This is a genomic window from Bradyrhizobium sp. (assembly GCF_035309285.1).
Classification (GTDB): domain Bacteria; phylum Pseudomonadota; class Alphaproteobacteria; order Rhizobiales; family Xanthobacteraceae; genus Bradyrhizobium.
Genome location: NZ_DATGFH010000134.1, coordinates 1 through 15,451, shown reverse-complemented (window position 1 = coordinate 15,451; position 15,451 = coordinate 1). Strand labels below are relative to the sequence as shown.

Genomic DNA, 15,451 nt, shown 5'->3' with positions numbered 1-15,451 from the left:
AAAAGGGGAGGTCGGTTTGCTCGGCACGAGCAAACCGGGTGGGGATCTTGTTTCCACAGCGTGGTGATTAGTCTGCTTCTCTCAGTGCGGCGTTGACGGCACGATAGGCGAAGACCACGGCGGGGCCGAGCGTGGTTCCCGGCCCGGGATAAGAGTCCGCCATGACCGAAGCCATGTCATTGCCACAAGCGAACAGCCCCGGCATCGGTTGCTCTTGCTCGTCGACGACGCGCCCATCCTCGTCGGTGGAAATTCCCGCGCTGCAAGCGATCTCTGCCGGCCAGACCTCCATGGCGTAGAGGTTGCCGAGATCGATCGGCGCAAGACACGGATTGGGCTTCACTGCGGGATCTCCATTGAAGCGATTCAACTCGGAATGTCCCCGGTTGAAATCCTCATCGACGCCGCGCGTCGCCTGTTCATTATACCGATCGAGCGTTGCCTTCAGCCCGACGGGGTCGACGCCCAGCCTGGCAGCGAGATGCTCCGCATTGTCGGCGTGCGCGACATACCCGCTGGCCACGTGCGAGCCGAGGTCGCTTGTGCCGGGATAAACAAGGCCCAGGCCGTATTTGCGAATGAATTCGCCATCGCAGATCAACCATGAGGGAATGGCGCCGTCGCGGTCGTTCGACCTGTACATGGCCTCGACGAAATCATGATAGGAATCGGCTTCATTGCAGAAGCGACGACCGGCGCGGTTGACCGCGATCAGGCCGGGTTTCGCGCGGTCGAGCGATAGATGAGGGAAAAGGCCGCGCGTGCCGTCCTTCCGGCGCGTGACCGAGACGGGTGCCCAGAAACCCCCGCTGCCATTTTCGCTTCCATTGACGCGGGCACCCAGGGCCTCCGCTGCGGCGATGCCGTCGCCGTGATTGGCTTCGCATGCGAGCGAATATTTCGGTGTAGGATCCGGCATGAGACGCTGGCGATAGGCGTCATTGTGAGCGAATCCGCCGGTCGCGAGGACAACGCCCTTGCGTGCCGTCACCAGCCTCGGGCCTGACGGCCCGACGATCGTAGCGCCCGTCACGCGACCGTTCTGCATGACGAGCTCGTCGAGCCGGGTATTGAATTCAGGCTTCACACCGAGCTTCAGCAACGAATGATACATGCGTCCAACGAGCGCATTGCCCATCATGAGCCTGGTCCCGCGCGAATAGCGCAGACGGTCCTTAAGATACCGCAGGAAGAGACCCGTCGAATAGATGAAGTTGGCGGGCGACTTGAAGCGGCCGACGAGGCGGGGGATATCCATCTTTCCGACCATCATGCCACCGAAGATCATGAACTCCGGAATTGGCGGGCGCACGCGCTCGAAATCGGAGCCGAGAACGCGGCCGTCAAAGGGAGCAGGCACGATGGCGCGACCCCGGAGGGCCGCTCCTGCCTTGCGGTGATAGTCGGGATGCACGCCGCAGGGCAGGAATTTGACTTCGGTATTTGCTTCCAGGAAGTCGATCGCCTCCACGCCGGTCGAGAGATAGGCGGCGCGCTGTCGGCGCGTACGCGGGGTATGGCCGGCGATGAGACTGTCGAGATAGGCAGCGGCCTCGCAGACGTTGTCCTTGTCGCCGGCCTTCGCGCCTTGACTGTTCCCGGGTATCCAGAGGGTGCCGGCGGAGGTTGAAGCCGTGCCACCGACCTTGTCGGATTTCTCGACAAGAAGGACGTCGAGACCTCTGAGCTTCGCGAAAATGGCGGCGGCCATGCCCGCAGCTCCGGCGCCGATGACCAAAAGGTCCACCGAGTTGGTCCGCAAAGCGTGTCGCTGTGGGGTTTGCATCGGATGGCCCCGCCGTTTATCCCGGCAACCACTTCCGGATCAGCGGCAGGAAGAAGATCGCGATGTTGATGATGAAGCCGACGCTCCAGAGGATCGAGCGCAGCGACGGGCGGTTGCCGATATAGGTCAACACATAGGCGATGCGCACGATCAGGAACAGGATCGCGAGCTCGTTGATGAGGTTCTGTGGCGCGGCGCGGAATTCCGCGAGCAGCACGGCGGCGGCAAAGAACGGGAAGGCTTCGATGCCGTTCTGGTGGGCGCCAAGCGCGCGGGCGCGGATGGCGTCCCGGTAGAAGGCGGGGTCGCGCGGCTTCGAATTGTCATATTGCCGAAACCCGATCCATTTGATCGGGACAATGCTCAGCAGATAAAGCGCTACACTTCCAAAAATGCAATATTCGGCGACCGTCATTCGTCCACTCCGCGCGGAACGGGACGGACAGTATCGAACGGCCGGCCAGCTTGACAAGGATGGCGCGTCTGCGCGAATCCACCTCTCATGACGTCAGCAGTTCCCATTGAGAGCACGGTGTCCGTGCCGGCAGCAAAGCTGCCGCATGTCGGCGTGCTCCTGGTCAATCTGGGCACACCCGACACGGCCCACGCCAGGGGGGTGCGGGTTTACCTGAAGGAGTTTCTGTCAGACCCGCGGGTGATCGAGAACCAGGGCCTCGTCTGGAAGCTGATCCTGAACGGCATCATCCTGCGGACGCGCCCGCGCGCCAAGGCGCGCGACTACCGCAAGATCTGGAACACGGAGCGGGACGAATCGCCGCTGAAAACCATCACGCGCGCGCAGGCCGAGAAGCTCGCCCGCGGCATCGCCGGCCACGACCATGTCGAGGTGGAGTGGGCGATGCGCTACGGCAACCCGTCGATCAAGGTCGGTATCGACGAGTTGATGGCGCGGGGTTGCGAGCGGATTTTAGTGGTGCCGCTCTACCCGCAATATTCGGCGGCGACATCGGCGACCGTCTGCGACGAGGCGTTTCGCGTGCTCAGCCGATTGCGCGCCCAGCCGACGCTGCGGGTGACACCGCCTTATTACGACTCGCCCGATTATATCGAGGCGATCGCGACCTCGATCGAGGCGCATCTTGCATCGTTGCCGTTCAAGCCGGAGCGGATCGTGGCCTCCTTTCACGGCATGCCGAAGGAGTATGTCGACAAGGGCGATCCCTACCAGACGCAATGCATCGCGACCGTGGACGCCTTGCGCAAGCGCTTGGGACTCGATGCGTCAAAATTGCTACTGACCTTTCAGTCACGCTTCGGCAGGGCCGAGTGGCTGCAGCCCTATACTGACAAGACGGTGGAGCAGCTCGCGCGGGACGGCATCAAGCGCATCGCGGTGGTGATGCCGGGCTTTGCCGCCGATTGCCTGGAGACGCTGGAAGAGATCGCGCGGGAGAACGCGGAAATCTTCAAGCATCATGGCGGTGAGAAATTTTCTGCGATCCCCTGTCTCAACGATAGCGACGCCGGCATGAATGTCATCACGCAGCTCGTGCGGCGCGAATTGCAGGGTTGGATCTAAAGAGGCTGGATTTCATTGTGCGGTCGTTAATGATTTTGTGACGCGCCGCAGCGACAAGCGCGACTCGTTCTCAAAAGCAATCCACACGGCGAATTGACGCTGGTCGTTTCTATCAAGCGGACAAGCCGTCTGCCCGCGCTGCATCGCCATACATCTGGCAGCTTTCAGGCCGCATACATAGCTTACCTGCTGCAAGAACAGCCGGATGAACCGGCGCATCCGCCGGATAGACATAACGAGATGGCGACCGCGAGCTGATTCTGGCGGGGACTTGGCGCGCGACCGCTTTTGTCGCGCTTTGGAGGAAATATGTCTGGCTTTGACGTCTTCGCGATCGTTCTGGTTCTCCTCGTCATTTTCACATTGCTCTCGGGCGTCAAGACGGTACCGCAAGGCTGGGACTGGACCATCGAGCGGTTCGGCAAATACACCCACACGCTGACGCCGGGCCTCAACCTCATCGTTCCTTTCTTCGACCGCGTCGGCCGCAAGATCAACATGATGGAGCAGGTGATCAACATTCCCGAGCAGGAGGTGATCACCAAGGACAACGCCACCGTCACCGTCGACGGTGTCGCGTTCTTCCAGGTGTTCGATGCCGCGAAGGCGAGCTACGAGGTCGCCAATCTCGCGCAGGCGATCACGGTCCTGACCATGACCAACATCCGCTCGGTGATGGGCTCGATGGACCTCGACCAGGTGCTGTCGCATCGTGACGAGATCAACGAGCGCCTCCTGCGCGTGGTCGATGCCGCGGTTTCGCCCTGGGGCGTGAAGGTCAACCGCATCGAGATCAAGGACATCGTGCCGCCGGCCGATCTCGTCGAGGCGATGGGCCGGCAGATGAAGGCCGAGCGCGTCAAGCGCGCCGACATTTTGCAGGCGGAAGGCCAGCGTCAGTCCGAGATTTTGCGTGCGGAAGGAGCGAAGCAGAGCCAGATCCTGCAGGCCGAGGGGCGCCGCGAGGCCGCCTTCCGCGACGCCGAGGCGCGCGAGCGCTCCGCGGAAGCCGAGGCGAAGGCGACGCAGATGGTGTCGGAGGCGATCGCCAGGGGCGACGTCGCCTCGCTCAACTACTTCATCGCCGACAAATACATCAAGGCGTTCGGCCAGTTTGCCGATGCGCCGAACCAGAAGGTCATCATGCTTCCGATGGAAGCGACGAGTCTGCTCGCTTCGCTCGCCGGCATCGGCGAGATCGCGAAGGCCACCTTCGGCGAAAGCGCGGTATCGGCGCAAGCGGCCGCGCGCCGCACCACCTCGGTGCCGCCGGCAGGGCCGACGCAGCCGCCCGTGACGCCGCAATAGGGGGTTCATCTTGAGGATCGCGTCATGACCGAGATGTTTTCGACATTGGGCACCTGGAACTGGCTGATCTTCGGCTTCATCCTGATGGCGCTGGAATTGGCCGCGCCAGGTGTCTTTCTGTTCTGGTTCGGGCTCGCCGCGCTGCTCGTGGGATTGGTGTCGTTCGCGGCGCATCCGTCCTGGCAGACGCAGCTTCTGATGTTCGCGGTGTTTGCCGTGGCGGCGGTGCCGATCTGGCGGCGCCTCGCAGCAAGCCCGAGCCGCGCCAGCCGCAGCAATCCCTTCCTCAACCGCCGCGCGGCCGCCCTGGTCGGGCGCGTGTTCACGCTGGAGAAGCCGATCATCGACGGTACCGGCACGGTGCGGATCGACGACACCATCTGGCGCGTCGCCGGCCCCGACGCGCCGGCCGGCAGTCGCGTCAAGGTGGTGCGGGCCGATGGCGCCAACCTGACGGTTGCGGCGGCGTAGCCGCACTCCGTCAACGCCAGCTCCATCTCTCCGCAAAATGATAGAGCGGCAGGCACGTCGCGTTGAGCTCACGGCCGAGCGGCGTCAGTCCGTAACCGCCGCCTTCGCCGAGCTCGACAAAGCCCGCCTCGCGCAATTCCTTCAGCCGCTGGTTCAGCACGGTAGGCGAGGCCTCGTCGCAGGCCGCGCGCAGTGCGCGCGAGGTCAGCGCGCCCTCGCGCAGCTCCCACAATATCCGCAAGGTCCAGCGCCGGCCCAACAGATCGAGCAGCGCCATGATCGGCCGCCCGGTGCGCGAGCCGCGGACGCGGCGTTTTGGCGTGGTCTCTTTTGTCATGGCTTTGAGCGGTCCGTTCATAAAGCTTGCGTTGCTACATAATACGTAGCATAGTGCTACTGATATTGTAGCATAGGAGTCCGCCATGTCACGCCTCGCTCCGCTTGAGCCGCCTTACGCGCCCGATATCCAGGAGCAGTTCGACCGCATCATGCGCGGCGCGCCGCCCCTGATCCTGTTCCGCGTCATGGCGGGGCATGCGCGCGCCTGGGAGAAATTGCGCGGCGGCAGCCTTCTGGACCCCGGCCCGCTCTCCTTGCGCGAGCGGGAGATCGTGATCGACCGCACCTGTGCGCTGAACGGTTGCGAGTATGAATGGGGGGTGCATGTCGCGTTCTTCGCGGCTGCCGCGCAGCTCACCGACGAGCAGGTCCGCGCCACGGTCGTGGGGCCGGCAGACGCCCCGTGCTGGTCCTCCGCCGAGCAGGCGCTGATCGCGGCCGTCGACGCGCTGCATCGCCGCGCGACGCTCAGCGATGGCGAGTTTGCGGCGCTCTCAGCGCATTATGACGACGACCAGATCCTCGAGGTCATCATGCTGTGCGGCGTCTACCGCACGGTGTCGTATCTGGCGAATGGCTTGCGGCTGCCGCTGGAGGAGAAGGCGGCACGGTTTCCGACCTAAGCCACCCCGGCCCGAAGCAGATCGTGCAGGTGGATGATCCCGACCGGCTTGTTCGCCTCGGTCACGAGGAGGGTGGTGATCTTCGCCGAATTGAGCAGCTCCAGCGCTTCGCTCGCGAGCGAGGCGCGTTCGACGACCTTGGGATTTCTGGTCATGACGTCATCGACGAGGAGCGTCATCAGATCGGGCCGCATCTGCCGGCGCAAATCGCCGTCCGTGATGATGCCCGCGAGATGGCCGCTTCGATCGACGATGGCGACGCAGCCAAAGCCCTTGGCCGACATCTCCACCAGCGCCTCCGACATCACCGTGCCGACCGGCTTGATCGGCAAGTCGTCGCCGGTATGCATGAGGTCAGAGGTATGCTTGAGCATCGCTCCGAGCTTGCCGCCGGGATGGAATTTCGCAAATTCGAGCGCCGTGAAGCCGCGGCTCTCCAGGAGCGCGATCGCCAGCGCATCGCCGATCGCGGCCTGCATCAGGGTCGAGGTCGTCGGCGCCAGGTTGTGCGGGCAGGCCTCGCGCACCTTCGGCAGCTCCAGCACGATCCGCGCCGCGGCGCCGAGCGAAGACTCCGCATTCGACGTCACCGCGATCATCGGGATCGCAAAGCGCGCCGAGTAGTTGACGAGGTTCTTCATCTCCGGCTGCTCGCCGGACCAGGACAGCGCCACGATCACGTCGTCGGGCGTGATCATGCCGAGATCGCCGTGGCTCGCTTCGGCCGCATGCACGAAGAAAGCAGGTGTGCCGGTGGAGGCGAGCGTCGCCGCGACCTTGCGCGCGACATGGCCGGACTTGCCAAGCCCGGTGACGATCACGCGGCCCCTGGCCTGCCGGATCAGCTCCACCGATGTCGCAAACGCCGCGCCGAGCGAGCCCTGCAGGGCGGCTGCGATGGCGCCGATGCCCTTGCTTCCGACCTCGAGCGTGCGCAGCGCCGACTGCACGGCAGTGTCTGCATTTTCGGGGCCGGATGATGGGGACATCAGCGGTTGGCTTGCCATGGTGAGTTCCCGAAAAGAGGGGTTCTGCCCGCCGCCTGCTTAGCACGGGGGTGTAGTCGAGGCGACGTGCAAGGGGGCGTCCTCAACGGGTCATTAACCATAATTGTTTTAACTCCATTAACGACTTTTTTGCGCTCTCCGCAGGCTTTGCGGCGTGCGCGAGACGGTCGACGAAGTGCATGATTTCGTTGGAGTTTTCCCCATCGTGACGGTGCCTCCAGGCCGGGGCCGAAAATCGCGCGCGTGTCTTTTGCGCGCTGCCTTCGCCTGCCTTGCGCTGATCGCCCTCGGTGAAACAAAGGCCGAGGCCCAATCGGTCACGCCGGATTTGTTCAATCCGCAACGCACCACCCAGACCGCGCCCGACAATCTCGCGCGGCGCCAGATCGCCGGCAGCCCGGGCAGCGCCGTGCTCGATCCCGACGCCACGCTCGATCCCTTGAGCACGATCGATCCCAATGCCGATCCTCGCAAGTTGAGGGCCGATCAGCCCGCGCCGTCGCGGATCGGCAATATCCCGACCTATGGCCTGCCGGCCGCCAACGGCGCGTCCGATTCCGGTTTCGACTCGCTGAACCGGAAGCGAAAGCCGCCAAAATACTATCCGGCCCAGGCCAGGCCGAAGAAGCCGTTGGGACCTGGCTCGCCGCCGCCGAAGCAACCGCCGGTCAATTTCGCCGGACAGCTGCGGCTCTCGATCCCGCCGTCGGAGATGGCGAACAAGCAGCCGCTGCCGCCGGCGATGGCCGATACGGTGCCGGGCCAGCCGCAGCGTCGCCGGCTCAAGATCGACGACGATCCGTTCGGCGCGGTCGGCGATTATGCGGGCAGCTTCCTGATCAAGTCGGCGGTCGAAGTCTCGGGCGGCTACGACACCAACCCGGGCCGAACCTTCCAGGCGCATGGCCTGCCGTTCTGGGTGGTGGCGCCGGAATTTCTCGCGGTGTCCAACTGGGAGCGCCACGCCGTGGTCGCGGACCTGCGCGGCTCGTTCACCGGTTACGGCGGCTCGCTGCCGCAGACGCTCGACGGCACGGTCAATCCGGCGCCGACCAATGTCGATCGCCCGGATTTCACCGGCCATGTCGACGGCCGCCTCGACGTCACCAGGGATTTCGATCTCACCGCGCAGGCGCGGCTGCGCGTCTCGACCGATAACCCCGGCAGCCCGAACATCCAGGCCGGGCTCGCCAAATATCCGATCTATGCGTCGTTCGGCGGCACCTTCGGCTTCGACCAGCACTTCAACCGCCTGCAGATTTCCGGCGGCGCGACCGTCGACCGCACCGTCTATCAGGACTCGAAGCTCACGGACGGCGAGACCTCGAGCAACGACGACCGCGCCTTCAACCAGTATGGCGGGGTCGGCCGCGTCTCCTATGAGCTGAAGCCGGGTCTGAAGCCGTTCATCGAGGTCGAAGCCGACACGCGCCAGCACGACCTGCAGTTCGACCGCAACGGTTTTCAGCGCGATTCGACCGGCGGTTACGGCAAGGCCGGCACGTCGTTCGAGTTCACGCGGCTCCTCACCGGCGAGATCGCAGTCGGCTGGTCCGAGCGCAGCTACGTCGATCCCAGACTGAGCCGGCTTGACGGCCTGCTCACCTCGGGCTCGCTGGTGTGGAGCATGTCGCCGCTCACCACGGTGAAATTCACAACCGATACGCAGATCGGCGAGACCACGCTGCCGAACACTTCGGGCGTGCTGGTGCACACCTACGCGATCGAGGTCGATCACGACTTCCGCCGCTGGCTGACCGGCATCGGCAAGTTCACCTACGGCACCTACGACTACCAGGGCGACAACCGCAACGACAAGACCTACTCGGTCGAGGGCGACCTGATCTACAAGATGACGCGCAGTCTCTGGATCAAGGGCTCGCTGCGCTACGACGTCCTCAACTCCAACGCCCCGCTCGCGAGCTCGAACGCGACCGTGGTGATGCTGGGCGTGAGGCTGCAGAATTGATCGGCCTGCGCGGCCATCCGGGTCTCAACTCCTCGCGAGCTCGTCATGCGCGGGCGTGACCCGCGCATCCATCCTGGAAAACCTTTTGGAAGATGCGTCATCCGAGGCTGTTGCGCTTGGGCGCAACATCGCGGCACCGCTTCATATTCAATTGTCAAACAACCGTCATTGCGAGCGAAGCGAAGCAATCCATAATGCTTCCGCGGAGAACCGGCGTGGATTGCTTCGTCGCGGAGCCTGTCATCGGGCCGCGCGTTTGCGCGGACCCGTTGGCTCCTCGCAATGACGACGGAGGACACACCTCCGCATTCCCGCAGCGCGAAAGCGTCCGGGTCTTGCCAGAATCGCGTCCTCTGAAGTGAGAGGGCGCAGGGAATGCCGGATGCAGGCCGCACCCGCGAGCCTTGCGTGCAAAGAAAGTGCACTTACGCACGCAAGCAACAACAGGGCAGCCAAATCAACCGGCATTCCCTGCGCAATGGTTTACGGCTTATACGTGGTCTCCTCGGAGTGCCGGGCTTGTTAGCCTCCGTCCCCCCGGGATCTCGGCGTGTCGGCCGCGAGGCCGACATCGCTGTCACCCGGGGGTTGATCCCAGCGTCGGGGGATCGGGACCGCACGATTTCGCTCGTCCGCGCCGCATCGCACGTCTGACGATGTGATCACGTCCATCGCATCCCGCACCCAACACTCGTGACGATCGCGAAGCGCCCCTCTCGCGGGCACGGGATGCGCTTATGATAAGCAGAAATTTCCGGAAAATGGAAGAAAAATTTCTGAAGCCAGGCGCGACAAGCCCAAGAGCTTGAGTTGCCTCAAGAAATTTCGGTTACACCCCAATCTTTACGAGGGAGTCTTGACGAGCGCAGTGCTCCACGGAGCGGAGACTGATTCGCCAAAGGCTCGGGCGACATCATTTCCAAAAGGCGATTCCACTGGCTGGACGATACCAACTTGCGGGTGGCGCACCTATTCAATTACCTCGTCGGCGAGGGAGAGCACGTTGTTGGGTACCGTAAAATTCATTGCCTTTGCGGTTTTCAGATTGACGACGAATAGGTATCGTGTCGGGATCTCAACGGGCAGATCAGCCGGTTTTGCGCCCTGGAAAATCCGCGCGCTTAGATCTGCGGCCCGATCGAAGGACTCGCGTGCGTCGGCGCCGTACGACATCAGTCCGCCATCCCGTGCCATGAAATCCTGTTCATAGATGGCAGGAACTTTATGTTCGAGGGCAAAATCGAACACGCGCTTACGATTGAGAAGCGTAAGTGAGTCCGTCACCATCAGAATGGCATCCGGCATTTCGCGATTCATGGCGTCGAAGGCTTCGTTGAAGTCATCCGGTTCGCGAACGCCGAGCGGTTGCACAGTGACGCCGAGTTCCTCAGCGGCCTTTGCGGATGCGTCATAACGTTGTGTCATTCCACGATCGTCCCTGTTCCAGAGCATTGCGACCCGGCGAAGCTGAGGTAAGGCGGCCTTCAACAATCCCAGGCGCTTGGTGGAAAGTGCAGCGGCGTCGTCCGCAATTCCCGTCACGTTACCGCCTGGATGTGCGAAGCTTTGAACCAGCCCGGTCACGACCGGATCGCCCGAGCCACTGGCGATCACCGTTGGAACGCCCGATGCTTTGGCGGCCGCAGCGGAAGGGTATCCAATCGTCACCACCACATCGACCTTGGCGGCTTTCAACTCCTGCATCAGGTTCGGCATCTGCGCAATTTTTCCCGACGCACCACGCGCTTCATAGGCGAGGTTTTCCTTCAATCTGTATCCACGGCGAGCCAAGCCTTCGACCAGCATCTTTCCGGTGCCTTCGGTAGGAGGTATCGGCGGTCCAACGGTCAGCGTTCCGATCCGATACGTCTTTGCTGTGGTTTGCGCCGCAATGCCGGTAGGGACTATCGCTATGGTGCAGACCATCATTCGTAGAGCGTCGCGCCGTCGCATGATTGCCTCCATGCTTAATGACTGCACCGACTGGCAAGCGGGAATTACAACAGGGATTTGCGATCAGCGAAATGGGGCTCGAAGGCCAGGTTGCACAGCAGCAATTTTAACTCACCGATGTCTGCACCGGGTGAAAAGCACCGAATACAAGCCCTGCTTATGGTTTCTGGCTGCACCGATAAGCAGACGCGCCGTATCGGTCTTGCCACCTCTACGCTGGTGGCCCTGCCGGCGCAATTGATAGGCCGAAGCTCTCATAGGATGATCCTTGACCGGCGGGGCTTAGTCGCAGTGCCGCGCTTAAGAAGCGTCGATTCGTTGCCGAAATCGCGACGAACAGACGCACCGCTCGGGCGCCCACTCAATTCGACATTCTCAGGGTTCCCACTGTCACTCCGTTGCCTGATTGACGAATCGCGCGAAAAGGAAGGGACTCGATTCCAGCAAAGCGGCGCGGCGTCGTGTTCGAACGTAGCGCCGTGCCCCAGGCATCACAACCGACGGTAGTGGCGTAGCAATGTCCGACGAAGCGACCGCATCTGTTATTCCCCTCCATCTCGGCGCGCCGAAGAAGGTCAGGAAGCGTGCCGAACGCGCGAACGCCCACCGGCAGCGCAGGAAGAAGTCGCCTGCGGCGATTGTCGTGCCTCCATCGTCCGAAGACCTGATCCCCACGGAATTTCTATCGGAGGCGAATGAGACAGCCGCTCCAGTCCCGGCGACCGCATCTGCAACGGTGTCGGATGTGGCGGCAGAGATGTCGCGCGGTGCGCCGGCGGTCGCGGGTGGCGCTGTTGCGCCGCCGCGCTCGCTCGCATCCTATGTGCTGGTCGCCGCGGCGCTGGCTCTCGCCGGGGTCGGCATTGTCATCAATGGATGGTTTGCGCGGTCGCTCGGATCGACGGAGGCCGCGGGATGGCTGTTCCTGGCTATTGGCGTTGCGACCGATCTTGCTGCCCTGGCCGCGCCGTCATGCGCGGCCCATCTCTGGGGCGCGCGCCAGCGGGCAACGGCATTGGTCGCGTGGGCGGTCTGGCTGATGACCTTCCTCTTCGCCGTAACGGCCGGCGTCGGCTTTGCGTCCGTGAACATTGCGGATGTGACATTGGCGCGCGCGTCACGACCGACGCTTGCGGTAAGTGTGGCCCAGGCCGCGCTCGCGGACGCCGTGGCGGCGCGCGATCGTGAGTGCAGGGGCGGCGTCGGCAAGTTCTGCCGCGAGCGCGAGGCCGCCGTTGCGGAGCGACAGCAGGCGGTCGACGTGGCTATGCATTCTGTTGAGCAGACCGCGGACCCGCAGACCGACGCTGCGATCCGGCTGGTCGCCTGGCTCAGCCGTGGCTCGCTGCAGCCAAGCGCCAATGACTTCGCCATGCTGCGCCTGGTACTGCTTGCGCTGCTGCCGCAGATCGGCGGGATCCTGTTGATGGTTGGGCGCTCCCGCGCGTGATGAGGGAAGATCCGCCTGGTGAGCGGCTCTTTCGAAAGTCATACAAATGGCCTGGGAACCGGCCGCGTGGAACGTCGCGGCCCAACATGCATTGAATGGGCAGACACCTCCGGGGGCGACGCTTCGGAGCCAGCCATGCGCGACATCGCCGAACTTCTCGAGCGCAAGCGGAAGCTGCTGGATAGCAGGCAGGAAGTGGAACCCGAACGGCTCGCCGCGGTCGAGCGCGAACTTCAGGAAATCGATCAGGCCCTGACCCGCCTGGAGTCGAAAGAGGCGCCGCCGACCGCGCCCCATTAGCTCGGCACTGCTGGATCCATTGTGGACTGACGGCCCCGCTTCTGTGAACGAGAAAGCTTGCTTTCCGGCCCGAGCACGAGCGGCAGCCGAGCTGGTGGCCGCACGTTTCCTCTGTTGGCGAAGTCCACTCTGTCCTGGACGGCCGACGCAAAGCAGGCGTCAAGCCTCGGCGCGTTAGGCCAAAAAGAGACATCCTTGGAATGCGTTGCCCGCAGCGCCCCGCAAACCACCCCGCGCAGCCCGCTCTTATTTTTCATCGTCCTCATCTATCCTCGACGAGTGATCCTTGCTCGGCGGCCGCAGCGCCTTGCTCTTGGTCCATTCCCTGACATCAGCCGATTGCAGCGGGTCGATCTTGTCGCAGTACAAGCATTTGCTGGTCGGCTCTCCATCTGCTCCCGACACCGGCAGCATTGGCCTCCCGCACCTTTTGCAAAGCTTGCGTTGCGCGCCCGACAAGTTTATCCCCGCCGCCCCGCAAGCGAGCCGCGGCCATCATCCTGGTCGCAGCTTGGGGGCTCAGTTCGTGGTGCTGCCTGCCGAGAAACGTATCCGGGCGAGACTGTCGGAGCAGTTCCAAACACGCGGCTGTCACTTCGCGGGCGCTTGCGATTCTACGTCGAAATTCGTCGTCGGACGCTTGATGAATTTTGTTATGCGGCATGCGGCGCGTTCCCTTTGTTTTGCAGGCGGGAGCGCGATTGGTCTTTCGGCCATGACGCCTGCGGCGTCTCGGTCCCACCCCTGTAGCGTGCTCTTCATGCGCCGGGCGGTCAACAAAACAATAGGTAGTTCAATGCGTTGCTGGCAGCCTTGGCTAGCTTGGCAGTTTATCCATTAACCGAAGTGAGTGCGATTAAGGCGCCTAAGTAGCAACTGACACATCCAGCGTTGCTGCCGGCTTCGGCTATTTTGGCAGTTTATCCATTAACCTAAGTGAGTGCGGCTAAGGAGCCTAAGTAGTAACTGACTCATCTTGAGCCCTTTATCGGTTTGGGAGTGAGGCGGATGGGTGAGCTCAGTAGAGGCGAACGCCTTCAGATTATGCTGTCGCCACAGGAACTCCGCGCCATTGATACGTGGCGTTTTAAGAAACGGATGCCGAGCAGAGCTTCGGCAATACGGGAATTGCTGAAACGCGGCCTTGCTGCCGAAGGGTTTTTGGAAGCCGAGGACCGGCAAAGATCCAAGGACTTCTCGGTTCTCCAGGAGTGAGCTGCTCGTGTAGCCGCAATGTCACGGTTGCGATCAAACCGGGAAGTCTCTGACCACTGTGGAGCAGTCCGTTGCTCCTTGAGCGGCTGACTCACAAGACCAACATCTATCGAAGTCAACGCGAGGCCCGAAGAGCAGGCAAACGCCTGCGCGATCGAGCCTCCCGCAGCCGACCCTGCTCGTCAGGCGGGGAAGCACGCCTGTGCGGTGAGCGTCAGCGGACCGATGTTCATGATGTCGGGAAACTGGAACGTATAACTCGCGCTCACCTGATTTCCGCACGCCGGCGTGCTGTAGGTGAACGTTGAGGCCGGCAGGCTCAAAGCGTGGTGTGGATCGTCGCGCATCGGGCCGCCATCTCGGCGCCGTGCTGCAAGCCGATCTGCGTCCAGAACATCAGGCCAAGTTCAATGATACCGAAGAGAAAAAGGAAAAAGACGGGCGCGGTCAGCGCGAATTCCAGCGCGGACGCGCCCTGCTCATCGCGCCATAGTCCGGGACGCTTCACTTCAGCCTCGCCGTCGACTGTGCGGTGAAGTTGTAGCTGCTCGGCAGGGCCGGGTAGTTCAGGGTCGTGTTGTACGTCATCTGGGCCGAAACGGTCACATATGTTGCGGCCAGGGCTCCCCCCGGACATGTCGTTCCGCGGAGCTCAGCACCAGCGGCAGTGTCCCCAACGCCGGCAGCAGCCGCCGCAACCTCCGCAGCCGCCGCATCTGCAGGCACGCCAACCGCAGCCACGGCAACCGCAGCCACGGCAACCACCGCAACGGCAGCCCCAAGCCGTCTGCTGGGAGCCAGCCGTACCGTGCTCGTTGTCGAACAGATGGAATGTCGCGAGACTGACGTCGGCCATCTCTTCTTCGCCGAGAACGAAGCGATGCCCGGACCCGGACCAGTTGTTGTCGGATTGCGGAATATCCGCGGCGGGCAGCGTCGATGCGGATGTGCTCCCAGCCAGCGAAAGCCCCAGTCCGGCGGCACCCAGCGCCGCTGCGGCAGCGGCCTTGGTCGTGCGGTGCTCTCTTGCAGCCTGCTTCGTCCGCGCCATGGTCGTTTCCTTCGCTACGTTGTTAGGTACAAGTTGATATAACGAGCGTGCCCGTACCGCTTACGAATGCGGAGCGGCCCCATCCCGTTCCTATTGGCGAAAGGCTTTCAATCACCGGTTGGTGATGACCCTCGCCGAACCGTTTCACTCCCGGATCGCGAGCACTGCCTGATAGACGGAAGTGATGGCGGCCATTATGGAAATCAGCAGGTAACGGTTCCGGCCGCGGAACTGAATAGGACGCCGATGGACAACCGGCGCATCGTGATGCTGACGTCGTGGCTGAGAGGACCACTTTGGGTGTGCGCCGTGAGAAGGCGGCGCTTTCCAGTGGGTGCAAGTCCCACCCGGCAAACGCTCCAGCCGGAAGCAGCCGGAGCAGCTATGGAGGTGACGAGATAGCTGAAGCCTTCGGAATGCGTGTCACGAATTGGTGACA

The 15,451-nt window shown here is 62.9% G+C and carries 16 protein-coding genes; 8 read left to right on the top strand and 8 right to left on the bottom strand.

Annotation, left to right across the window (positions count from 1 at the left end; all coding sequences use genetic code 11):
• Positions 1–67 precede the first annotated feature (67 nt).
• Positions 68–1,786, bottom strand: a complete 1,719-nt coding sequence (locus tag VKR55_RS25115; RefSeq protein ID WP_324407589.1) for an FAD-dependent oxidoreductase — start codon at positions 1,784–1,786, stop codon at positions 68–70.
• Positions 1,787–1,802: 16 nt separating this feature from the next.
• Positions 1,803–2,201, bottom strand: a complete 399-nt coding sequence (locus VKR55_RS25110) for an MAPEG family protein (RefSeq protein WP_324407587.1) — start codon at positions 2,199–2,201, stop codon at positions 1,803–1,805.
• An 87-nt stretch (positions 2,202–2,288) separates the two neighbouring features.
• Between VKR55_RS25110 and hemH the strand changes: the two genes are divergently transcribed.
• The 3 genes from hemH to VKR55_RS25095 all read left to right on the top strand — a co-directional run bounded on the left by hemH (position 2,289) and on the right by VKR55_RS25095 (position 5,105).
• On the top strand, positions 2,289–3,326 hold the full coding sequence (gene hemH / locus VKR55_RS25105; protein WP_324407585.1) for a ferrochelatase: 1,038 nt from the start codon (positions 2,289–2,291) through the stop codon (positions 3,324–3,326).
• A 309-nt stretch (positions 3,327–3,635) separates the two neighbouring features.
• Complete coding sequence (locus VKR55_RS25100) at positions 3,636–4,634, top strand: SPFH domain-containing protein (RefSeq protein ID WP_324407583.1); 999 nt, start codon at positions 3,636–3,638, stop codon at positions 4,632–4,634.
• Positions 4,635–4,658: 24 nt separating this feature from the next.
• Positions 4,659–5,105: an NfeD family protein gene (locus tag VKR55_RS25095; RefSeq protein ID WP_324407581.1), complete on the top strand. Its 447-nt coding sequence runs from the start codon at positions 4,659–4,661 to the stop codon at positions 5,103–5,105.
• 10 nt (positions 5,106–5,115) lie between these two features.
• Here the strand turns inward: VKR55_RS25095 and VKR55_RS25090 are convergent, their stop codons facing one another.
• Complete coding sequence (locus VKR55_RS25090; RefSeq protein ID WP_324407580.1) at positions 5,116–5,442, bottom strand: winged helix-turn-helix transcriptional regulator; 327 nt, start codon at positions 5,440–5,442, stop codon at positions 5,116–5,118.
• 85 nt (positions 5,443–5,527) lie between these two features.
• Here VKR55_RS25090 and VKR55_RS25085 point away from each other — a divergent pair, with 85 nt between their 5' ends.
• Complete coding sequence (locus VKR55_RS25085) at positions 5,528–6,067, top strand: carboxymuconolactone decarboxylase family protein (RefSeq protein WP_324407579.1); 540 nt, start codon at positions 5,528–5,530, stop codon at positions 6,065–6,067.
• Here VKR55_RS25085 and VKR55_RS25080 read toward each other — a convergent pair.
• Positions 6,064–7,056 carry a KpsF/GutQ family sugar-phosphate isomerase gene (locus VKR55_RS25080; RefSeq protein ID WP_414642448.1) on the bottom strand — a complete coding sequence of 331 codons (993 nt, stop codon included), beginning with the start codon at positions 7,054–7,056 and terminating at the stop codon, positions 6,064–6,066. The two genes, VKR55_RS25085 and VKR55_RS25080, sit on opposite strands and share 4 nt — an antisense overlap.
• 223 nt (positions 7,057–7,279) lie before the next feature.
• On the opposite strand from VKR55_RS25080, the gene VKR55_RS25075 reads away from it, so the two are divergent.
• Complete coding sequence (locus tag VKR55_RS25075; RefSeq protein ID WP_324407688.1) at positions 7,280–9,043, top strand: outer membrane beta-barrel protein; 1,764 nt, start codon at positions 7,280–7,282, stop codon at positions 9,041–9,043.
• Positions 9,044–10,012: 969 nt separating this feature from the next.
• Here VKR55_RS25075 and VKR55_RS25070 read toward each other — a convergent pair.
• Positions 10,013–10,996 (bottom strand): ABC transporter substrate-binding protein, encoded by a 984-nt coding sequence (locus VKR55_RS25070; protein ID WP_324407575.1) that lies wholly within the window; start codon positions 10,994–10,996, stop codon positions 10,013–10,015.
• Positions 10,997–11,513: 517 nt separating this feature from the next.
• Between VKR55_RS25070 and VKR55_RS25065 the strand changes: the two genes are divergently transcribed.
• Positions 11,514–12,446 carry a hypothetical protein gene (locus VKR55_RS25065; RefSeq protein ID WP_324407573.1) on the top strand — a complete coding sequence of 311 codons (933 nt, stop codon included), beginning with the start codon at positions 11,514–11,516 and terminating at the stop codon, positions 12,444–12,446.
• A gap of 135 nt (positions 12,447–12,581) precedes the next feature.
• On the top strand, positions 12,582–12,746 hold the full coding sequence (locus VKR55_RS25060; protein ID WP_324407572.1) for a hypothetical protein: 165 nt from the start codon (positions 12,582–12,584) through the stop codon (positions 12,744–12,746).
• Positions 12,747–12,992: 246 nt separating this feature from the next.
• Here the strand turns inward: VKR55_RS25060 and VKR55_RS25055 are convergent, their stop codons facing one another.
• Positions 12,993–13,160, bottom strand: coding sequence for a hypothetical protein (locus tag VKR55_RS25055; protein ID WP_324407570.1), 168 nt, complete (start codon positions 13,158–13,160; stop codon positions 12,993–12,995).
• 594 nt (positions 13,161–13,754) lie between these two features.
• Between VKR55_RS25055 and VKR55_RS25050 the strand changes: the two genes are divergently transcribed.
• A complete protein-coding gene (locus VKR55_RS25050; RefSeq protein WP_324407569.1) occupies positions 13,755–13,961 on the top strand; it encodes a hypothetical protein in 207 nt (68 codons plus the stop codon).
• A gap of 319 nt (positions 13,962–14,280) precedes the next feature.
• Here VKR55_RS25050 and VKR55_RS25045 read toward each other — a convergent pair whose 3' ends face one another.
• Positions 14,281–14,469 carry a TadE/TadG family type IV pilus assembly protein gene (locus VKR55_RS25045; protein ID WP_324407567.1) on the bottom strand — a complete coding sequence of 63 codons (189 nt, stop codon included), beginning with the start codon at positions 14,467–14,469 and terminating at the stop codon, positions 14,281–14,283.
• Between the two features lie 746 nt (positions 14,470–15,215).
• Positions 15,216–15,451 (bottom strand): hypothetical protein (locus VKR55_RS25040; RefSeq protein ID WP_324407566.1); only part of this gene is annotated, 236 nt, incomplete at its 5' end.